Genomic DNA, 16629 nt, shown 5'->3' with positions numbered 1-16629 from the left:
CTTATAGTAATTCTCCGTAAGCTTACACTTAATGATTACTCCTTCTCTACGTTTATTTGCTTAATTTCAACAGCAGTACTGTTTGTCAAAGTTTGATCACCAAAAATATTGGTAACAGTTACCAACAGTTGGTATTGTTTTAGAAACATGAATGCTCAAAGCCAAGGTTCATTGCTTATGCGATCGCCTATATCTTTGACATATTTTGTAGTGTGGTGATTTCAAAGTAAATAGTGAATTGTGAGGAGTGATAGTGGCTGTGGAAAAATTATTTGTCTTGTTTCGGCGATGTCTTTTATTTACCGCCTCAATAGTGGCGTACACTCTTCCTGTTTTGAGTCAGGAGATACCAAAAACTGACAGACAACTATTACCCCGACAGACAGCAGCCAATCAAGTTAAACCAACCCAAAAGATTTATAGTTTGAGTGATATGCAGTCAGCTTTCACCAGTGCAACTTATTTACTGAGGACACCCAGAGATCAGAACAAAGTCTCCCAACTTAGTCAAGCTACAATTCCTGTCGTGTCGGTGACGGATGTGAAGATAAACACTACCGACAAAGGAATAGAGATAATTTTAGTTACGCCCAGTTCTGAGAAATTGTCAGTTTTTGGGAAAGTAGAAGGTAATTCATACGTAGCAGATGTCAAAAATGCTCACTTTCAACTGACAAGTGGTGAGAGTTTCCAACAATCAAAGCCATCTGCCGGCATAGCACTAGTTACAGTTACCAATGTGGACACTAACACGGTGCGGTTAACAGTTGTGGGGAAAACGGGTGCGCCAGTAGTGGAATTATTTGATAATCAGACTCAGGGTTTGGTGTTTGGGGTAACGAGTACTGCAACAACACAGCAGACACCAGGGGAAAACCCGGCGATAGAATTAGAAGTAATTGCTCCCCCAGATACTGGTTATCGCGTACCGGATGCCACTACAGGGACAAGAACAAATACGCTAAACCGGGATATTCCACAAACGGTTCAAGTTGTCCCAAGGGCAGTAATTGACGACCAAGCAGACAAACGCGTTGGCGATGTCCTGAGAAATCTTGGCATCGGTCAGAACTCGGAACCAAGCCGCCTTGGTGAGAGTGTGATTATTCGCGGTTTCGATGTTGAGGCTTCAAATAGTCTCAGAGATGGCTTGAGAGATAACTTCACTAGTTTTATTGGTACTCCATTTCAAAATGACCTTGCCAACATAGAACGTGTAGAGGTGCTACGTGGACCTGCTTCGGTGCTTTATGGGAATGGTTCGCCGGGAGGTGTGTATAATTTAGTAACTAAACAGCCCTTAAGTACACCTTACTACTCAATACAGGGTAACGTCGGTAGTTATAGCTTATATAAATCCTCTATAGACTTCACAGGTCCTCTAACGACTGATAAAAAGCTGTTGTATCGCTTCAATGCTGATTACGAAAATTCCGGCAGCTATATTAATCATGTATACGCAGAGCGGACTTTTTTTGCACCCGTTATTAGTTGGCAACCGAGTCGTGACACAAAGTTGACTGTATCCGGGGAGTATCTCAATTCACGACAAGCGGAACTCTCTCCTCTGGGTTTACCCGCGATTGGAACAATACTACCAAATCCAAATGGCAAGATTTCTCCTAACACCTATGTGGGAGATCCCACGCAAGACAGAGAGAAGGTGACACAAGGACGAGCTAGCTACAAATTTGAGCATAATTTTAGTGATCAGTGGTCTTTGTACAATAGCTTGAGCTATGCGTTTGCAGAGCGACCTTATACTACTAACGTTACACCAACGAGTTTAGAGGCAGATAACCGTACTGTCGATCGCTTTGAGCAGATTTGGGGTCCGACTAGCGTCAGCAACCTTTCTCAAGATACTCATGTAGTGGGTAAGTTCAACACTGGTTCTTTAGAACACCAATTACTCGTTGGCGTTGATTGGTATCAACGGATAGTTTCACCCTACAGTTTTGTAGTCCGAACTTTTCCGTCGCTTGATATTTACAATCCAGTTTATGGACAGACACCAGGAGATTTTTTGGACACTCGCAAAGATAAGGAAAGAATCGATGACTTAGGAATTTATTTTCAAGACCAATTAGCGATCGCACCTAACTTGAAGTTGGTCTTGGGTGGACGTGGAGACTTTGTGGATCAAAAGACCATCGCCACAAGTGTTAGCGAGCAATCCAATTCAGCGTTTAGCCCACGCTTAGGCATTGTCTATCAACCGATTCCACCTGTTTCACTCTACGCCAGCTACAGTCGCTCTTTCGATCAACCTTTGGGTACAGATGTTAATAACAATTCCTTTGAACCTACACGCGGTACTCAGTATGAAGTTGGAGTCAAAACCGACTTGCTCAATAATAAACTTTCCGCAACACTGGCTTTGTACCAACTCACCCAAAGCAACATTGTAACGACAGATATAAACGATCCCACCTATAGTATCCAAGTTGGTGAGCAGAGAAGTAGAGGTGTTGAGCTATTTTTCACCGGGGAACTTGCCCCAGGATGGAACATCATTGCCGCTTACAACTATACTGATGGCCGTGTGACTCGTGACAACACCTATAAAGTCGGAAGTTTACTTGCTAATACTCCAGAAAATAGCGCGTCTTTATGGACAACCTATATTATCCCCAAAGGCAAATTGCAAGGGTTGGGAGGCGGCTTGGGTGTGTTCTATTTTGGTGACAGAGAAGGTGATTTAACTAACACATACACTTTACCCAGTTATGTTCGTACCGATGCTGCTTTATACTACCGCCACAACCACTTCCAAGCAGCACTAAATTTCCAAAATTTGTTTGATGTTCTTTATTATGAAGGTGCTTACAATATTAATCGCGTTTTTCGAGGTGAACCTTTCGGGGTAGAGGCAACTTTAAAGTGGCAATTATAAAAGTAACAATTATGGTGAGGTGGCTATCCCTAATTGCAATGTTGCTGCTGCTATTTTTGTATGGTTGCAGCTTGTGGAAACCTTCATACAACAATAGTCATTCCTTGACTAAATCACCATCCCAAGTCGATGTCCGCGTAGTCAAACATGTTATGGGTGAAACGATAGTTCCTGCCCATCCTCAACGGGTAGTAGTTTTGGTTTACGCTTTATTAGAACCTACTTTTGCTTTGGGAGTCACGCCCATCGCTGCCCCAAAGGATGCTGTCTCTGACTTGCAGCGATTGGTGGGCAAACTTAAAGGCATTGAGGATGTGGGTTTGGAGTCTCCCAATCTAGAGAAACTTTTGCGACTCAAGCCAGACTTAATTCTAGGCTTGAGTTCCCATCAAGATATCTACAGCCTGTTATCCCACATCGCACCTACAGTTTTGGCTACTTTTGATCCAGTTTCACCGTGGAAGGGGTTCTTAGCTTCTACTGCTGATGCCTTGGGGAAAACTCAGTTAGCGCAGCAGTTAATGACTAATTATTATGCACGTTTAGCACAGTTGAAAGCTTCTATAAATCAGCGTCTGTTACCTACAGTTATATCGGTTGCTGAATTGCGTACTGATGGAGTTTTCCTACCTGAGGCGGCTTCTTTTGAGGGAGAGATATTTAAAGATGCTGGTATTCAACGTCCGCCAAATCAATTACTCCATTTTGAAACAAGCAACAAAATGCGCTTGGGAGGACGTTATGCTTTTCTTCCCATATCTGAGGAACTCTTGGGTGAAATTGATGGAGATATCCTATTTTTAGTTACCGAAGATATAAGGAGTCATCAAAATCCCAATTCAGAACTTCAAAAGTTGAAGGCATCTCCATTATGGTCTAAGTTAAAAGTCGTGCAGCACTCCTCAGTAGATGAAGTTGGTTTTTACTGGCGTGGTATGGGCCCCATCTCGGCAAACCTGTTAATAGACGATTTATTCCGATATTTGATTAAATCTATTAAACCAACAACTACTATGCCATAAGTGTCCCACACCCAATGCTGATGCGTTGGGTAAAACTTGTTTCAATAATTATAACGCCGTGTACAAATTTTATTAAACTTTTGTAGCTCTTGATACAGACAAAAAGCTTAAAACTCTGTCTAAATATCAATTTTTCATTCAAAATAGGACGAATTGTCGTAAATAATTAGACATCTCCAGAAAAGAATGTAGAGACGCGAAATTTCGCGTCTCTACAAGGGTTTGGGTGAACGCATAATTAATTTTCGGAGATGTCTCAATAATTTATTGATTTTCGGTCAGATTTGCGTGAGGTAAGGAAAACATTGGCAGTAAAACTGATTTATCAATGCTACTTATATGAAGAAATTTAGACAATTTTAGATGTATCATTAGGCTGCATAATAGGCTGGAAACAAAGTTTTACTTAATAAAAGCAATGTCTGAACAAAAACCCGTAAGTCCCTGGAACTACAAACCTTGGTGGTGTCAGCCCTGGTCTATAGTTCTCACAGGTGTAACACTGATTGCTGGTAGCTGGTTACTATTTAAAACTATCTGGCTAACAGTTCTCGTCTCTATTCCTGTAGTGATGTGGATGGGATTTTTTGTGTTGTTTTGGCCGCAACTAATGATTCGCAGTGGTATTTTGGAGTCGTATAAAGAGTAATTTGAGCTTGATATGTTACTAAAAATTGCTTCAGGGAGAGAAAATTATTCCACCGTGTTAATAGATTTAGCAGCAAAGCTACGTGCAGCAGAAGATAGAAGTTTATTTAATAATTCATACTGCTGATGTAATGGTTTCCCTAGAATAATTTCCAGTGTATCTATCAGCTAGTAGGTGAGTGTTATTCAGGCAATATTTCATCTATGCTGAGTACTCACAGTAGACCTTTGTCAGATGGAGTGCTAACAGCAATTATAGTTCTGTTAGTAAATATTTTTAACATGTCGGTGAATTTGTGAACAGTTTTCATGATGTTATAATAACTTTCTATATCAGGGCAAATCATGATTAACATCAAAATCCCACTATTAATTTTGAAATACCAATGGCAACTTGACAACAAAATGCGTGTTATAAGTCGGTTGGCTCAAATAAACCGAACTATGTAACAAAATGTAAAATGCTCTAAACCCTTGCGATTGCTTCACTTCGCTTTGCTCCGTTCGCAATGACATAGTTATAAATTTTCACACACCTACTTATCATGTCTGCTTGATTAGTTATTATTCCGGGCATCTATGCAAAAATCTTAAAACCCTCTTTCCCCCTGCTCCCTGTGCTCTTAATGATAAGTCTTTTACCGAACATGATATTATCGCGATCGCCCGCTAAGAAAAAGTGTTGTTTCTGGATGCATTACACAGTTTATGTAGAGGTGAAGCTCACATTGCTGAGATGCACCTATACCACCCCGAAACAGGGGAGTACAATATTCCCTTTGTACGTGATGTTCTTTCCGGCAGAGAAGCAGTTGGGATCACCTTGGGATTCTGTGATAACAACTGACAATACTTAAGTCAAAGTTTTCCAGTCTTTGAGTTTCCCTATATCTGGTCATCTCTGCGTAGACGCGCAGAGATGACCAGGACTGTGCTGCAAAGTTAAGCGATCATCTCCGCTGGTCACAAGATGCCAAGTGCTGCCTGGCGATCACAAGCAAGAAGACGCTAAGGCTGCAAAAGGAAACGTCGAAATCATTGTTGCTAGCGAGATAAAAGTGAGTCCAGTCCTGTACCCTATTCTTAAAGCTTGCTACGTGTAGCGTCTTTGTCAGGAAAAGATAGGTTTTCCAACTTAGGGAACTAGTGTTAGCGATCGCGCATTTTTATTTTTGCCGTGAGTTACTAGTTTAGTTTTGTCTATTTCTTGATGTCTCTTAACTCACCGCTTCCGTACTCCTAAATCGAAGCAAGCTACGCGCAGCCTCTGCTAGAGAACACACGGGAAGGAGAAGTTCCAAGAAAGCTATCCCTCGCAACTTCCGTGCATCTATACAAACTAGCAGTATCAAAAATGTCAAGTTTTGACGAAGAACTCTGACAGATTGATAAGTTTTGATAATTTTTAGTTTATATTGATAGTTTTCGACCTGGCTTTGGGCACAAGACCTTGTAAGCATCTACATACTTAGGGAATTTGCACAGTGAAGGCTAGGGTGACATGAACAATAGAGTAAACCAAAGGCATGAAGAACATCATGTAATAAAATATTTCTGTATATTCAACCAAATGTTAATTTTCGTTGCAGAGATGTTTAGATCACGCAGCCATGATACTGGAGAGGTAACCCTGCGATTGTTGCAAAATTTCCAGCGTACTAGACTTTCCTGGCTAAGGCTCAGACACTCATCTGTGAAAACGCCAGCTGTTCCTCTAATTGAAAATGAAGCAGAAAGGCTCAAAGCATTGGCGGACTACAATATTTTGGATACCCTACCTGAACAAGCATTTGATGACCTAACTGCTCTTGCTGCCTACATTTGTAAGACTCCAATTGCTTTAATTAGCTTAGTTGATGCCGATCGCCAATGGTTTAAATCTAAGATTGGACTAAAAGCTAGGGAAACACCGAGAGAGTGGGCTTTTTGCTCCCATGCCATTCTTAAACCAGAGGATATATTAGTAGTTCCCAACGCCATCAAGGACGATCGCTTTAATAACAATCCCCTAGTCAAAGGTAATCCCAAAATTCGTTTTTATGCTGGTGCTCCACTAGTTACACCTAATGGTTTTCCCATCGGAACATTGTGTGTGATTGATACCATTCCTCGTCACCTAAGTTACCAGCAGTTGGATGCACTGCGCCGCCTAACTCGACAGGTGATTGCTCAGATGGAACTCATTCAAGAAGTTCGCAACCGCAAACAAGCAGAGATGACCGATGAACTAACAGGTTTGTATAACCGACGTGGCTTCTTCCTGATGGCTGAACAACAGTTAAAAATTGCTCACCGCATGAAAGTTTTGTGCTGGGTGATCTTCATTGATTTAGATGGGCTAAAACAGATTAACGACACCCTTGGTCACGACATGGGAGATGCCTTGATTGTTGATGCTGCTCAATTACTCAAGCAAAGTTTTCCGAACTCGGATATTGTTGCCCGCTTGGGTGGAGATGAGTTCATTGTTTTCATCTCCAGCTACTTTAAGGACGCTGATAGTATCCAAGCGTGTCTGCAAGCAAATATCGCCAACTTTAATCAACAGCAAAACCGTAGCTATGAACTTTCGATGAGTATCGGGATAGAGCGTTACTCACCAGAGAGCAATATGTCACTAAAACAACTAATCGCCAGGTCTGACGAATTAATGTACGCTGATAAACGTCTCAAGCGGCAATCTATTGCATGAAGGGGGCGGGGAAACTCAGTTTGAAAACTCCAATCGGATCAGACGAGAGTTGAAATTGAATAATAAAGAAATCTCGAAGATGCGTGGCATTGCTGGATTTAAGCGACTTGTTTTTCTAAAAAAGCTTTCTGGTGGCAATCCACATATTGCTGAAGTTCTTGTCGCCAAGAAACATAATTAGATGAAATCGGATTCAGAAACTTTTTCATCAACTCACGGGCAACATCGATGCGTCCGGCTTTTGCATAAACTCGCACAAGTCGCCCAATTGGTAAGATAAGGCTGGCGTTAGGTTCCTTTTGCTTATTGAGAACATTTGCAGCCCGTTCGAGCATTTTTATTGCTTCTTCAGGGCGATCGCGGTCGAGGTAAGCTTCAGCAAGTTGAGATGCTTGATCTAAAAATAATTCTGGCGCTCCGTAGCTATACTGTAAATCAACCGCTTGCTGGGCAATGGGTAAATTACCCAGTTGTAACGCTGTAACGACCAAACTGCTAATGTTTGTGTCTTTGTAAGCATCCTGAGAAATGTCCTGGAGTGTTTTCCAGGCTGCTTCGACTTGATTGGCCAGCAAAAACTGTTGCGAGATTAAGGACGGCATAGAGATCACATTGGGCTCGTTAGGTGACGATAAAGCCCATTTGACAGCAGTTTGACGAGTCGTTTCTGCGGCGGCTGTTTCTCCAACATTAGTATAAGCGCGAGCAATTGCTGCATAAGCTTGGGCACGAGTGTCAATTTCTTTGATGTTTGATGACAAGCTTAAAGCTTTCGCAAATATCATCTGAGCTTGAGTTTTTTGCCCACTTTTTGCAAATACTGTGGCAACCTGTGCCAATGTATCAATTGCAGAAGAATACCCTGAGCTTTGACGCGGAATTCGCTCTGCAATAGAGATGGCTTTGTCGGGTTGGTTCTGTTTAGCGTAAGCGATCGCCAGAGATTGGAGTAACTCAATGCGGCGCTCAGGGTCTTTTGACAAGCGTTGAACAAAAGGTGCGATCGCATCTAGGGCATTAATTTCAGCAGCAAAGCTAATAGGTGGTTCCACTTTTGCAAATGCGTTCTGGGCAAGTAATTGCTCAAAAGCTGTTTTGGCTTCTAGGAGATTGCCATCGGTAATCGCTGCCATTAGAACGTCGTCAAGACGCAAATTTCTAGATGGCGCAAGTTGCACGAATTGGGCGATCACTTTGGAGGCTTTTTCAGGTTGGTTGCGGCGGCGATATTCGCCTGCGGCTCGCAACGAATAGCTGCTACGCAAATCAAAGAGTCCCACTCCTTCAAGTGTCGGCAGCCCCCTGAAAAGGCGGTCGGGATTGCCCCCAGCTTTTAAGTAGGCGAACAAAAAGTGATCGTTTGTCATCCCCCTGTGCGGTACACTAAATCCATCCTTAAAGAGTTTATCAGCCTGTTGGGTCTGTTTAGCGCGATCGTAAGCAGCAACTAAACGTCCGTAGGGAGCATCATCATCAGGAGAGCTTCTTTTAAAATAAAGGTTGGCTCGTGATAGCTGATTTAATTGTAGATACAGCGCAATCAGGTCTGAATTGACGATTTGTCCTGCGGGGGTAGCTTTGGCAAGACGGTCGGCAAGTAGAAGTGCTTTTTGGGATTGGTTGGTATTTGCATAAACGCGGGCTAAAGATAAACTTGGGACGCTACGGGAAAGAACGGTTTCAATTTGCGGCAACTGTGGGGCAATAGCTTTGGACAGTCCAAGCTCTACAACTGCATCAAGAAGCTTGGTTAATTGAACAGCGCGGGCTTGGACATCGGTAGACTTTAATGCCTTGGCGATCGCCTGGTTGAGAAATAGAGCCGCGCGGTCATTGTCCTGTAACTGTTGGTAATAGCCTGCTAGTTTGCCAGTCATTTCTGTCCGTAAATTCAACGATGGCAACTTTTCAATCCGATTTGCTAATTGGTCGAAAATGGCAGTGAGTTGAGGTTTCTGACTGTTGGGTAGTGCTTTGAGCAATCCATCCATTCGGGCCGGAGCACCTGTGTCAGGCGGTCCTGGATCTGGCTTCTCGAACAACCATTCTACTAACTCCTGCTGTATGGCTAAATCTAAGGAACTGGGTGATACTGCAATCGCTTGGAGTTTATCGAGTTGAAGTGCCACTGCATCTGTAGCAACAGTTTCGGGCAATGGCTTTACCGGATACCAGTTGACATTATAAGTATGCTCGCCGTTCAACAAAGTTTGGCAGATTTGATTGGAGGTTTCTGCTTGTACTAATGAAAAGGGTAAGGAAGTTGCGATCGCAAGGCTGAAAATGGGAACTATTTTCAATAAGGGGTACATGGGTTTGAATTGGGGTAAATGGCTCAACACTAAAAAGCTGAAGGTGTTGCGATGGGCGATTGCACATGTTAAATCTCTGTTTGTGCAGTCGGTTTAGTAAAGCCAAACATGGTAAATAGCTAAAGGTGAAGGCATAGCACGTCCGTTTTCCCACCGATTCATCGTGGGATACGTGAGATCCAACTTTGCTGCAAACTTTTCTTGTGTCAACCCAGTTAAAAGCCGTAATTCACGAATGAGCTTACTGGCTGTCTGGCTGCTCTATTGCCAAGGGTTTTTTGATGCTTATTTGGCTACTGAATTTAAATAACACACATAAATCAAGCAAATGATATATTATTTGCTATAACTTAGCTACATTAAGCATCTTCTTCACTCCGGAAAAATACGGAACATTTTTGGGCTACTTTGAAACGCGCATTAAGGCTATCAATTTCCGGTTATGTCGGGTATGGGCGTGAGGCGGGGAATTTGTACAACTAAGCTGTTCCACATCTAGTTTGCATATCTAAATTTAATGAAAGTCTTGTGGGGTGGGCATCTTGCCCGCAATAATTATGCAATTTAAGTGTGGAACAGCTTATCACTATTAAATTACCAAGAGTAAGTGACGATTTTCTCACTATTTACGGGAACTATTATAAATAGTTATTCAAAGAATAAGTCGCTTAGTGCTAATTTACCACTTGGCTTCCATGAGTGCGGGGGTCATCTTGACTAGTTGTTGGTGCTACTGGGGCTGAAAATTTGGAAACTTTGCCGCTAGCTTGAGCATAGGGGAGAGACGAACCAGTAACCAAAGCTTCTAAGTTGCTAGCCATAATCGTGCGGGGTTGATCACCGATCGCTTGGGCGATGGTTTCCCCTTGCTGGCTCAAAAATACAAAATGGGGAATCCCATCCACCCGATATTTCAGCATTTCCGGCAGCCATTTAGTATTATCCACATTCAGCATGACAAAATTCATCTTGTCAGCATACTCTGTTTCCAGTTGGGTGATATCTGGTGCCATTTTTTGGCAGACAGTACACCAATCAGCATAAAACTCTACTAGAGATGGTTTGCCGTTACTGACGGCTACTTCTAACGGTGTGGAGGTATCACTTAATTTGGCTAGGGTTACCGAGGTTGTTTCAGTTCGCAATCCCAAGAAGAGGGCAACACTAAGAGCGATCGCTACCATTACAATTAAAAAGTTTCTCAAACGCTTGCCTAATGTGGATTCAGACTTATCGGGAGAATTAACAGGTGAATCGGTACTCATAACAGAATTATTAAAACTTATTAAGCAATTTCTTCTTTAGTCTAACTGACTCCAACCGCTCTTTAATACGTATTTTGATACTCAAAATGGGTATTACAAATAAGTACTTTAGATGAAATAGGTTTTAAAAGATGATTTTAAGCTTCAGAAATACCAGTGCTGTGTGTGCCGTATTTTTATTAGTCAGCGTTAGCAGCTTTCACAAGTCAGCCATAGCGACTATAAACAACCAGTCCCAACTAATAGCACAGCAGGGTAAAATCCAGCCACACCCAGTTTTTAAATCTATTCTGCCCAAATTAAAACAAAAGACTCAAATTAAGATTTTATTGCCGAAGTTTATTCCTGAGTCAGATGGGGAAAATCCAATTTACGCGATTATAGAAGCTGCTACACAAAAGAAGTACGATATTTTACTCGGTTTCAGTCCCAACTGTAATGGTGGAACTGCTTGTCGTTTGGGTGTCCTTTCCGCTGAAGCTGTAACCAGCAAAACACCGCGCCTGACTGGTAAACCTGTATCCTTAGCTAAGGGTATTACTGGCTATTTTGTGGATTTTACTTGTGGTGCTAATTGTTCAGATGCTACCTTGACTTGGCGGCAAAAGGGTGTACAGTATGTTGTTGGAGTGAAAGCAGGCGATCGCACTTCTTTGATAAAAATGGCTAATTCTGCGATTAATCCCTAGCTAACGTCAGAGTTTGATTTTACTTCCCAGCGAAACAGCCGTGGTGATTGAGACAGATTTCTAGCGTAGCTAACAATCCACAGCACCAATTCAAAAACCAATAAATATCGTTCCTCATATAGTTTGGCGCATCTTCATACAGAATTGGTATAAGTCATAAGACTTACCATTAAAGTCAATATTGCCAATCCTCCTAAAATAGCTAAAACTTGAGTAGTTCTATTACTTTTAGCGAGAATTTCTGAGTAAGATAGTTCATGATTCTGAATCAATAAAAAGGAATGAGGATTAAATAAAAAAGGGAATAAACGATTCAAAAGTAAGCGCCCAAAGAAGTTAAGACTCCATAATCGCTTCTGTAGAAGGTCTTGATTATATTGCCAAGGATAACTAATTTGTGCTAAACGGATTAAGGCTTTAATATCTGGTTGACGTAAGCTTTCATAGCGAGGAAGTGCTTGAGAGAGATTATCTTGAGTTGCTGCCAAAATTTCATGAATTTGATAGACATCTTCTAAGGCTGAATTAACGCCTTGTCCAATGTCGGGAGGAAAACAATGAACTGCATCTCCCAATAAAATTACCGCTGTTCCTTGGTTATCTTCAGGTTTTCCCCAAATTTTATACAACCCTGAACAATATTGAGGAATAGGAAATTTACCCCCATGACTAGATGTAAATCTAGCTATTTCTTCAGGAGAAATAATTTTTTCTAAGGGAAGCTGAGGAAATGCTTGTTTCAGAAATTCTTTAACTTCTTCTTTAGTTTCTAATTGCCAGATTTGATGATCTGGGTAAGTAATAATATTTGCGGTTCTTGGTTTATGAGGATTTTTAAAGGGTAATAACCCCAGAGAAATTGCTTTTTTACGCCCTTTAAAAGTAGACCTAATGGCATAAGCCATTGTAATTTGTGCTAAATCTCCTTCTGATTCTGATAAAGGAAATTGAGGAGGTAAAGTGAGAATTTTGTATTTTAAATCGGAACTAGGAGAAGGAAATTTTTGCATTTCAAAGGAATGCGATTGACCTTCCATTTGATGAAGAGTTTCACGCACAATAGAGTTTAAGCCATCACAACCTACTATCAGAGTAGGAATAAAGCTCAATTTTTCCTCATCTTGAGATTGGGTAATAATTTCTAAATGCTATACATGCTGTTTAATTTCTACACCTTCAGTATTAAATAAGACTTGAATCGAATCTTGCCAATGTTGATGAATTTCTTGGTAAAGTAACTCCACAAAAGATGCTCTTGGCAGCCAATAGGCAGTCTTGCGTTTAGAATCAGCAATGGGTAGTTTCGTTGTTTTGCGTGTGCCGTCTTTTTGAATGAGAGTAAAATAAAATTCGGTATTAGCGACACTCAAATCTGCTAGTTTGGCAGTTAGTTCTAACAAATCAGTTAATTTTTGTCCTCGACCATCAATTTGATAACTAAAGGATTTATCTGGTTCGTAATAATCTGCTGATGGTCTTTTTTCAATAACTGTAATATCTTTCCAACCTATTTTCGCTAACATTAAAGCTGTGGCTAATCCCGCCGGACCTCCTCCCATAATGACAACATTTTTCTTGTAAGAATGATTCATTAGACCTCTTGCAGAAAAGTTTTGTGGTATATTACTAGGCTAAACAATTTTCTAAAATTTAACTAGCCTTTCAAGTCAATCAATTGCCCTAAACCATAGCAGCACTTTCATGGGCATGAGAATCAGTCAACAATGCGGCAAGACGAATCGTGATTGATGGTCTGGGTGGGCAGATGCCCCTACCCCCAGTGACAAACTTAAGTGAGCGAATCACTGAAGCAATTGTCCAACATCTACAGGGTGTAAACAATCGTTTACAGATGGTTAAGACAAAGCCCGGATTTCTCACAAGTTCAGAAAAAATCGGGATCAAAAACTGCCAAAATATATTATATAGGATAAGCATTTGGGCAGTTTCAATACATGACCTTCTGGTAGAAACATTTTTAAAATCCTACACATCGCCACCGCGATAAATAGTATTAGATTTAGATGTAACTGACGACTTAGTACACAGGAATCAAAAACAAGCATTCTTCAACACTTACTATGGATAATACTGCTATGCTCCACTCTATATTTTTGTGCTTTGAGTAAAGAAATATACTTAGTCTCTACAATAAAACATCTACTTAAGGAGCTACGAAAAATATTTTAACTTTTGTTTGCTCTATTTTCTTGTATTACATGAATAATCGATGGCACTAAAGAAATAACTATAATCAATCCAATAATCGGTAACAAATACTTATCTACCTGTTCAGGTGGCAGAGATTTTCCTAAGAAAAACCCCAACATGGTGATGCCGAATGTCCAAAGAAAGCCACCGATTAAGTTGTAAGACATAAATATCCGATAATGCATCGCACCAATCCCAGCCACAATCGGCGCGAAAGTCCGTACAATAGGTAAGAAACGTGCTAAGACAATCGTTTTTTTACCGTGCTGTTCATAAAAGTTTTGGGTTTTAACAAGATGTTTTTTATGAAACAACCATGAATCTTCCTTTGAAAATAGTCTTCTGCCAAATTTATGCCCAGTAAAATAGCCAACATTGTCACCTAAGACTGCACAAACAAAAGCACCAAAAATCAGAACCCAAATGTTCAGTAAATTCTGAGATGCGACAAATCCAGCAGTGAACAATAAACTGTCTCCAGGCAGGAAAAAACCAATTAACAAGCCAGATTCAGCAAAGACAATTGCCCATACCCCAAAGTAGCCAATTGATTTAACCAGTTGTGGTAAATCCAGATGCATAGAATTTCTTACCTTTCAACAAGAGATCCACAACATCTTAACGTTTAGCAATTTTCCTGAATAAAAAGTAATATTAAATTTACGTAAATTTCTTGTGTAATTTTGTGAAATGTAATGACAGATGGCAGGTTTTGGGTTAGAGGTGCAAGATGCAAAGATATTTGAAAGTACTAAGACTATTTTGGACTGCTGCGATCGCAGCTGAGTTGGAGTATCGGATTAACTTTTTCATAGCTACCATCAGCAGCTTGGGAAACCTTGTTGGCAGCCTCTTTGGACTATTCTTGTTTTACCGCACTGGCTACACTTTTAGTGGCTGGTCATGGGAAGCAGCTTTAGTAGTTCTCGGAATTTTTACCTTACTACAAGGATTTTCTGCTACTTTTCTGGCGTCAAACTTGAATCGTATTGTCCGCCATGTAGAGGAAGGCACTTTGGACTTCATATTATTAAAACCTATCCGCAGTCAGTTTTGGCTTTCCACCCATACCCTTTCACCTTGGGGACTGCCGGATCTAATTTTTGGTAGTATTATTATTGGCTATGCAGGTAAACGTCTCGGTGTAGGGATAGACGACTATCTACTTGGTGTGCTGCCGTTATTGTTCAGCTTGGTGATTTTGTACAGCCTGTGGTTTTTGTTGGGAGCGACGAGTATCTGGTTCGTCAAAATATACAACGTTACTGAAGTGTTGCGTGGTTTGTTGGAAGCTGGACGATATCCAATTGCAGCATATCCCACTGTTTACCGCTTTTTCTTCACTTTTGTGATGCCAGTAGCTTTTTTAACTACTGTACCAGCCCAAGCGCTGCTGGGTCGGAGTGAAATTAGCTGGTTGATAGGTGCGGCAATATTAGCAGTAGCGTTGTTTTTCGCTTCCACTTGGTTTTGGCGATTTGCGTTGCGGTTTTATACTAGTGCTTCGAGTTAGAGAGAGAAGCAAAGACAAGGCAGCGCCTTGCCCAGAGTTGTTGGAGCAACATAAAGTTAACATATGAAAAGTAATCAAATTCCTCCTGGAAGCTTTGGTATACCTGTATTAGGTGAAACACTCTCCTTTATTTTCGACCGCGATTTTCGCAAAAAGCGCTATCGCCAGTATGGGCCCATCTTCAAAACTCATCTTCTTGGCAGACCAACTGTAGTAATGGCAGGGCCAGAGGCGTTAGAGTTCGTTTTGTCAAGCCATATGGATAATTTTTCTTGGCGGGAAGGATGGCCTGCTAATTTCAAGATATTACTGGGTGAATCACTTTTTTTGCAAGATGGAGAGGAACACCGCAGAAACCGCCGCTTGATGATGCCGGCGTTGCATGGCCCAGCATTAGTGAATTATGTCTCCACAATGGAAGATATCACACGCGGCTATCTCCAAAAGTGGGAGAAAAAACAGGAGTTTACTTGGTTGCAAGAATTTAAACAGCTGACATTTGATATTGCTAGCCAATTGTTGTTGGGTACGCGTCTTGGGGCTGAATGTGTGCGCCTCAGCCAGTTGTTTACAACCTTGACAAATGGGCTGTTTGCGATTAATCTGTTACCCTTACCATTTACTACATTTGGTAAAGCTATAGCCGCTCGTAATCAGATTTTAGAGCATCTAACTCAAGTTGTCAGAGAACGTCAGCAAAACCCAACTAAAGATACCATCAGCTTGTTAATACAAGCTAAAGATGAAGATGGTAACAGCCTAAGTGAAAAAGAAATCATTGCCCAAGCGGTGCTGTTACTCTTCGCTGGACATGAAACGACTACTTCGATGCTGACTTGGTTGTGTCTAGAGTTAGCCCGTCATCCAGAAGTACTCGAAAGAGCAAGAGTTGAACAATTGCAACTTGCAAGTAAAGGTGATTTGGATTTAGAACAATTAGGGAAAATGCCCTATTTAGAGCAGGTTCTATGGGAAGTGGAAAGATTGCATCAACCTGTTGGAGGTGGGTTTCGTGGTGTGATTAAAGACTTTGAGTTTAAAGGTTATCACGTTCCTGCTGGTTGGCAGTTGCTTTATTCAATTGTGATAACTCATAGCCTAAAGGAAATCTACCTTGAACCAGAGCGTTTTGATCCAGATCGTTTTAGTCCCCAGCGCCAAGAACACAAAAAGTATCCTTTTAGTTTAGTTGGTTTCGGTGGTGGGCCACGCATCTGTATTGGTATAGCCTTTGCCAAAATGAAAATGAAGATTATTGCTGCTCATCTTCTACGCAATTATCATTGGGAGATATTACCCAATCAAAGTTTAGAAACAGTGTTAGTTCCCAGCAATCGCCCCAAAGATGGGTTAAAGGTTAGATTTCAACCTCGGTGAAATG

At 41.2% G+C, this 16629-nt stretch carries 13 protein-coding genes and 2 pseudogenes; 9 read left to right on the top strand and 6 right to left on the bottom strand.

Going from position 1 to position 16629, the window contains the following annotated elements:
* Positions 1 to 253: 253 nt before the first annotated feature.
* The 5 genes and pseudogenes from V7K85_RS20660 to V7K85_RS20640 all read left to right on the top strand — a co-directional run bounded on the left by V7K85_RS20660 (position 254) and on the right by V7K85_RS20640 (position 7258).
* On the top strand, positions 254 to 2896 hold the full coding sequence (locus V7K85_RS20660) for a TonB-dependent siderophore receptor (RefSeq protein WP_334816062.1): 2643 nt from the start codon (positions 254 to 256) through the stop codon (positions 2894 to 2896).
* Positions 2884 to 3918: an ABC transporter substrate-binding protein gene (locus tag V7K85_RS20655; protein WP_334816060.1), complete on the top strand. Its 1035-nt coding sequence runs from the start codon at positions 2884 to 2886 to the stop codon at positions 3916 to 3918. The genes V7K85_RS20660 and V7K85_RS20655 overlap by 13 nt, the downstream gene beginning before the upstream one ends.
* 418 nt (positions 3919 to 4336) lie before the next feature.
* A complete protein-coding gene (locus V7K85_RS20650; protein ID WP_334816058.1) occupies positions 4337 to 4567 on the top strand; it encodes a DUF6737 family protein in 231 nt (76 codons plus the stop codon).
* A 693-nt stretch (positions 4568 to 5260) separates the two neighbouring features.
* Positions 5261 to 5395: pseudogene (locus tag V7K85_RS20645) on the top strand (substrate-binding domain-containing protein); the annotation flags it as partial.
* A 762-nt stretch (positions 5396 to 6157) separates the two neighbouring features.
* A complete protein-coding gene (locus V7K85_RS20640; protein ID WP_334816056.1) occupies positions 6158 to 7258 on the top strand; it encodes a sensor domain-containing diguanylate cyclase in 1101 nt (366 codons plus the stop codon).
* 98 nt (positions 7259 to 7356) lie between these two features.
* On the opposite strand, the gene V7K85_RS20635 is transcribed toward V7K85_RS20640, so the two are convergent.
* The 3 genes from V7K85_RS20635 to V7K85_RS20625 all read right to left on the bottom strand — a co-directional run bounded on the left by V7K85_RS20635 (position 7357) and on the right by V7K85_RS20625 (position 10835).
* Positions 7357 to 9570: a tetratricopeptide repeat protein gene (locus V7K85_RS20635; protein WP_334816054.1), complete on the bottom strand. Its 2214-nt coding sequence runs from the start codon at positions 9568 to 9570 to the stop codon at positions 7357 to 7359.
* Positions 9571 to 9663: 93 nt separating this feature from the next.
* The gene (locus V7K85_RS20630) at positions 9664 to 9780 is read right to left on the bottom strand and encodes a helix-turn-helix domain-containing protein (RefSeq protein ID WP_334816052.1); all 117 of its coding nucleotides are present in this window, start codon (positions 9778 to 9780) and stop codon (positions 9664 to 9666) included.
* A 464-nt stretch (positions 9781 to 10244) separates the two neighbouring features.
* Positions 10245 to 10835 (bottom strand): thioredoxin family protein, encoded by a 591-nt coding sequence (locus tag V7K85_RS20625; RefSeq protein WP_334816050.1) that lies wholly within the window; start codon positions 10833 to 10835, stop codon positions 10245 to 10247.
* Between the two features lie 131 nt (positions 10836 to 10966).
* Between V7K85_RS20625 and V7K85_RS20620 the strand changes: the two genes are divergently transcribed.
* Complete coding sequence (locus V7K85_RS20620) at positions 10967 to 11524, top strand: hypothetical protein (RefSeq protein ID WP_334816048.1); 558 nt, start codon at positions 10967 to 10969, stop codon at positions 11522 to 11524.
* A 134-nt stretch (positions 11525 to 11658) separates the two neighbouring features.
* On the opposite strand, the gene V7K85_RS20615 is transcribed toward V7K85_RS20620, so the two are convergent.
* Complete coding sequence (locus V7K85_RS20615) at positions 11659 to 12633, bottom strand: FAD-dependent oxidoreductase (RefSeq protein WP_334816047.1); 975 nt, start codon at positions 12631 to 12633, stop codon at positions 11659 to 11661.
* A gap of 39 nt (positions 12634 to 12672) precedes the next feature.
* The gene (locus V7K85_RS20610; protein ID WP_334816046.1) at positions 12673 to 13116 is read right to left on the bottom strand and encodes an FAD-dependent oxidoreductase; all 444 of its coding nucleotides are present in this window, start codon (positions 13114 to 13116) and stop codon (positions 12673 to 12675) included.
* 374 nt (positions 13117 to 13490) lie between these two features.
* Here V7K85_RS20610 and V7K85_RS20605 point away from each other — a divergent pair.
* A pseudogene (locus tag V7K85_RS20605) lies at positions 13491 to 13610 on the top strand (transposase); the annotation flags it as partial.
* A gap of 100 nt (positions 13611 to 13710) precedes the next feature.
* On the opposite strand, the gene V7K85_RS20600 reads toward V7K85_RS20605, so the two are convergent.
* Complete coding sequence (locus V7K85_RS20600; RefSeq protein ID WP_334816045.1) at positions 13711 to 14316, bottom strand: DedA family protein; 606 nt, start codon at positions 14314 to 14316, stop codon at positions 13711 to 13713.
* A gap of 149 nt (positions 14317 to 14465) precedes the next feature.
* Here V7K85_RS20600 and V7K85_RS20595 point away from each other — a divergent pair, with 149 nt between their 5' ends.
* Both V7K85_RS20595 and V7K85_RS20590 read left to right on the top strand, forming a co-directional pair.
* Positions 14466 to 15248, top strand: a complete 783-nt coding sequence (locus V7K85_RS20595; protein ID WP_334816043.1) for an ABC transporter permease — start codon at positions 14466 to 14468, stop codon at positions 15246 to 15248.
* A 63-nt stretch (positions 15249 to 15311) separates the two neighbouring features.
* Positions 15312 to 16625 carry a cytochrome P450 gene (locus V7K85_RS20590; protein ID WP_334816041.1) on the top strand — a complete coding sequence of 438 codons (1314 nt, stop codon included), beginning with the start codon at positions 15312 to 15314 and terminating at the stop codon, positions 16623 to 16625.
* Positions 16626 to 16629: the final 4 nt, after the last annotated feature.

The organism is Nostoc sp., assembly GCF_036917615.1.
Lineage (GTDB): Bacteria > Cyanobacteriota > Cyanobacteriia > Cyanobacteriales > Nostocaceae > Nostoc.
Note: the sequence above shows the minus strand (reverse complement) of the source record. Positions and strands in the feature narration are given on the sequence as shown.

Coding starts and splice junctions, on each gene's coding strand:
- V7K85_RS20635 (WP_334816054.1), bottom strand. CDS start 9,570: ATGTACCCCTTATTGAAAATAGTTCCCATTTTCAGCCTTGCGATCGCA.
- V7K85_RS20600 (WP_334816045.1), bottom strand. CDS start 14,316: ATGCATCTGGATTTACCACAACTGGTTAAATCAATTGGCTACTTTGGG.
- V7K85_RS20595 (WP_334816043.1), top strand. CDS start 14,466: ATGCAAAGATATTTGAAAGTACTAAGACTATTTTGGACTGCTGCGATC.
- V7K85_RS20625 (WP_334816050.1), bottom strand. CDS start 10,835: ATGAGTACCGATTCACCTGTTAATTCTCCCGATAAGTCTGAATCCACA.
- V7K85_RS20650 (WP_334816058.1), top strand. CDS start 4,337: ATGTCTGAACAAAAACCCGTAAGTCCCTGGAACTACAAACCTTGGTGG.
- V7K85_RS20620 (WP_334816048.1), top strand. CDS start 10,967: ATGATTTTAAGCTTCAGAAATACCAGTGCTGTGTGTGCCGTATTTTTA.
- V7K85_RS20610 (WP_334816046.1), bottom strand. CDS start 13,116: ATGAATCATTCTTACAAGAAAAATGTTGTCATTATGGGAGGAGGTCCG.
- V7K85_RS20640 (WP_334816056.1), top strand. CDS start 6,158: ATGTTTAGATCACGCAGCCATGATACTGGAGAGGTAACCCTGCGATTG.
- V7K85_RS20590 (WP_334816041.1), top strand. CDS start 15,312: ATGAAAAGTAATCAAATTCCTCCTGGAAGCTTTGGTATACCTGTATTA.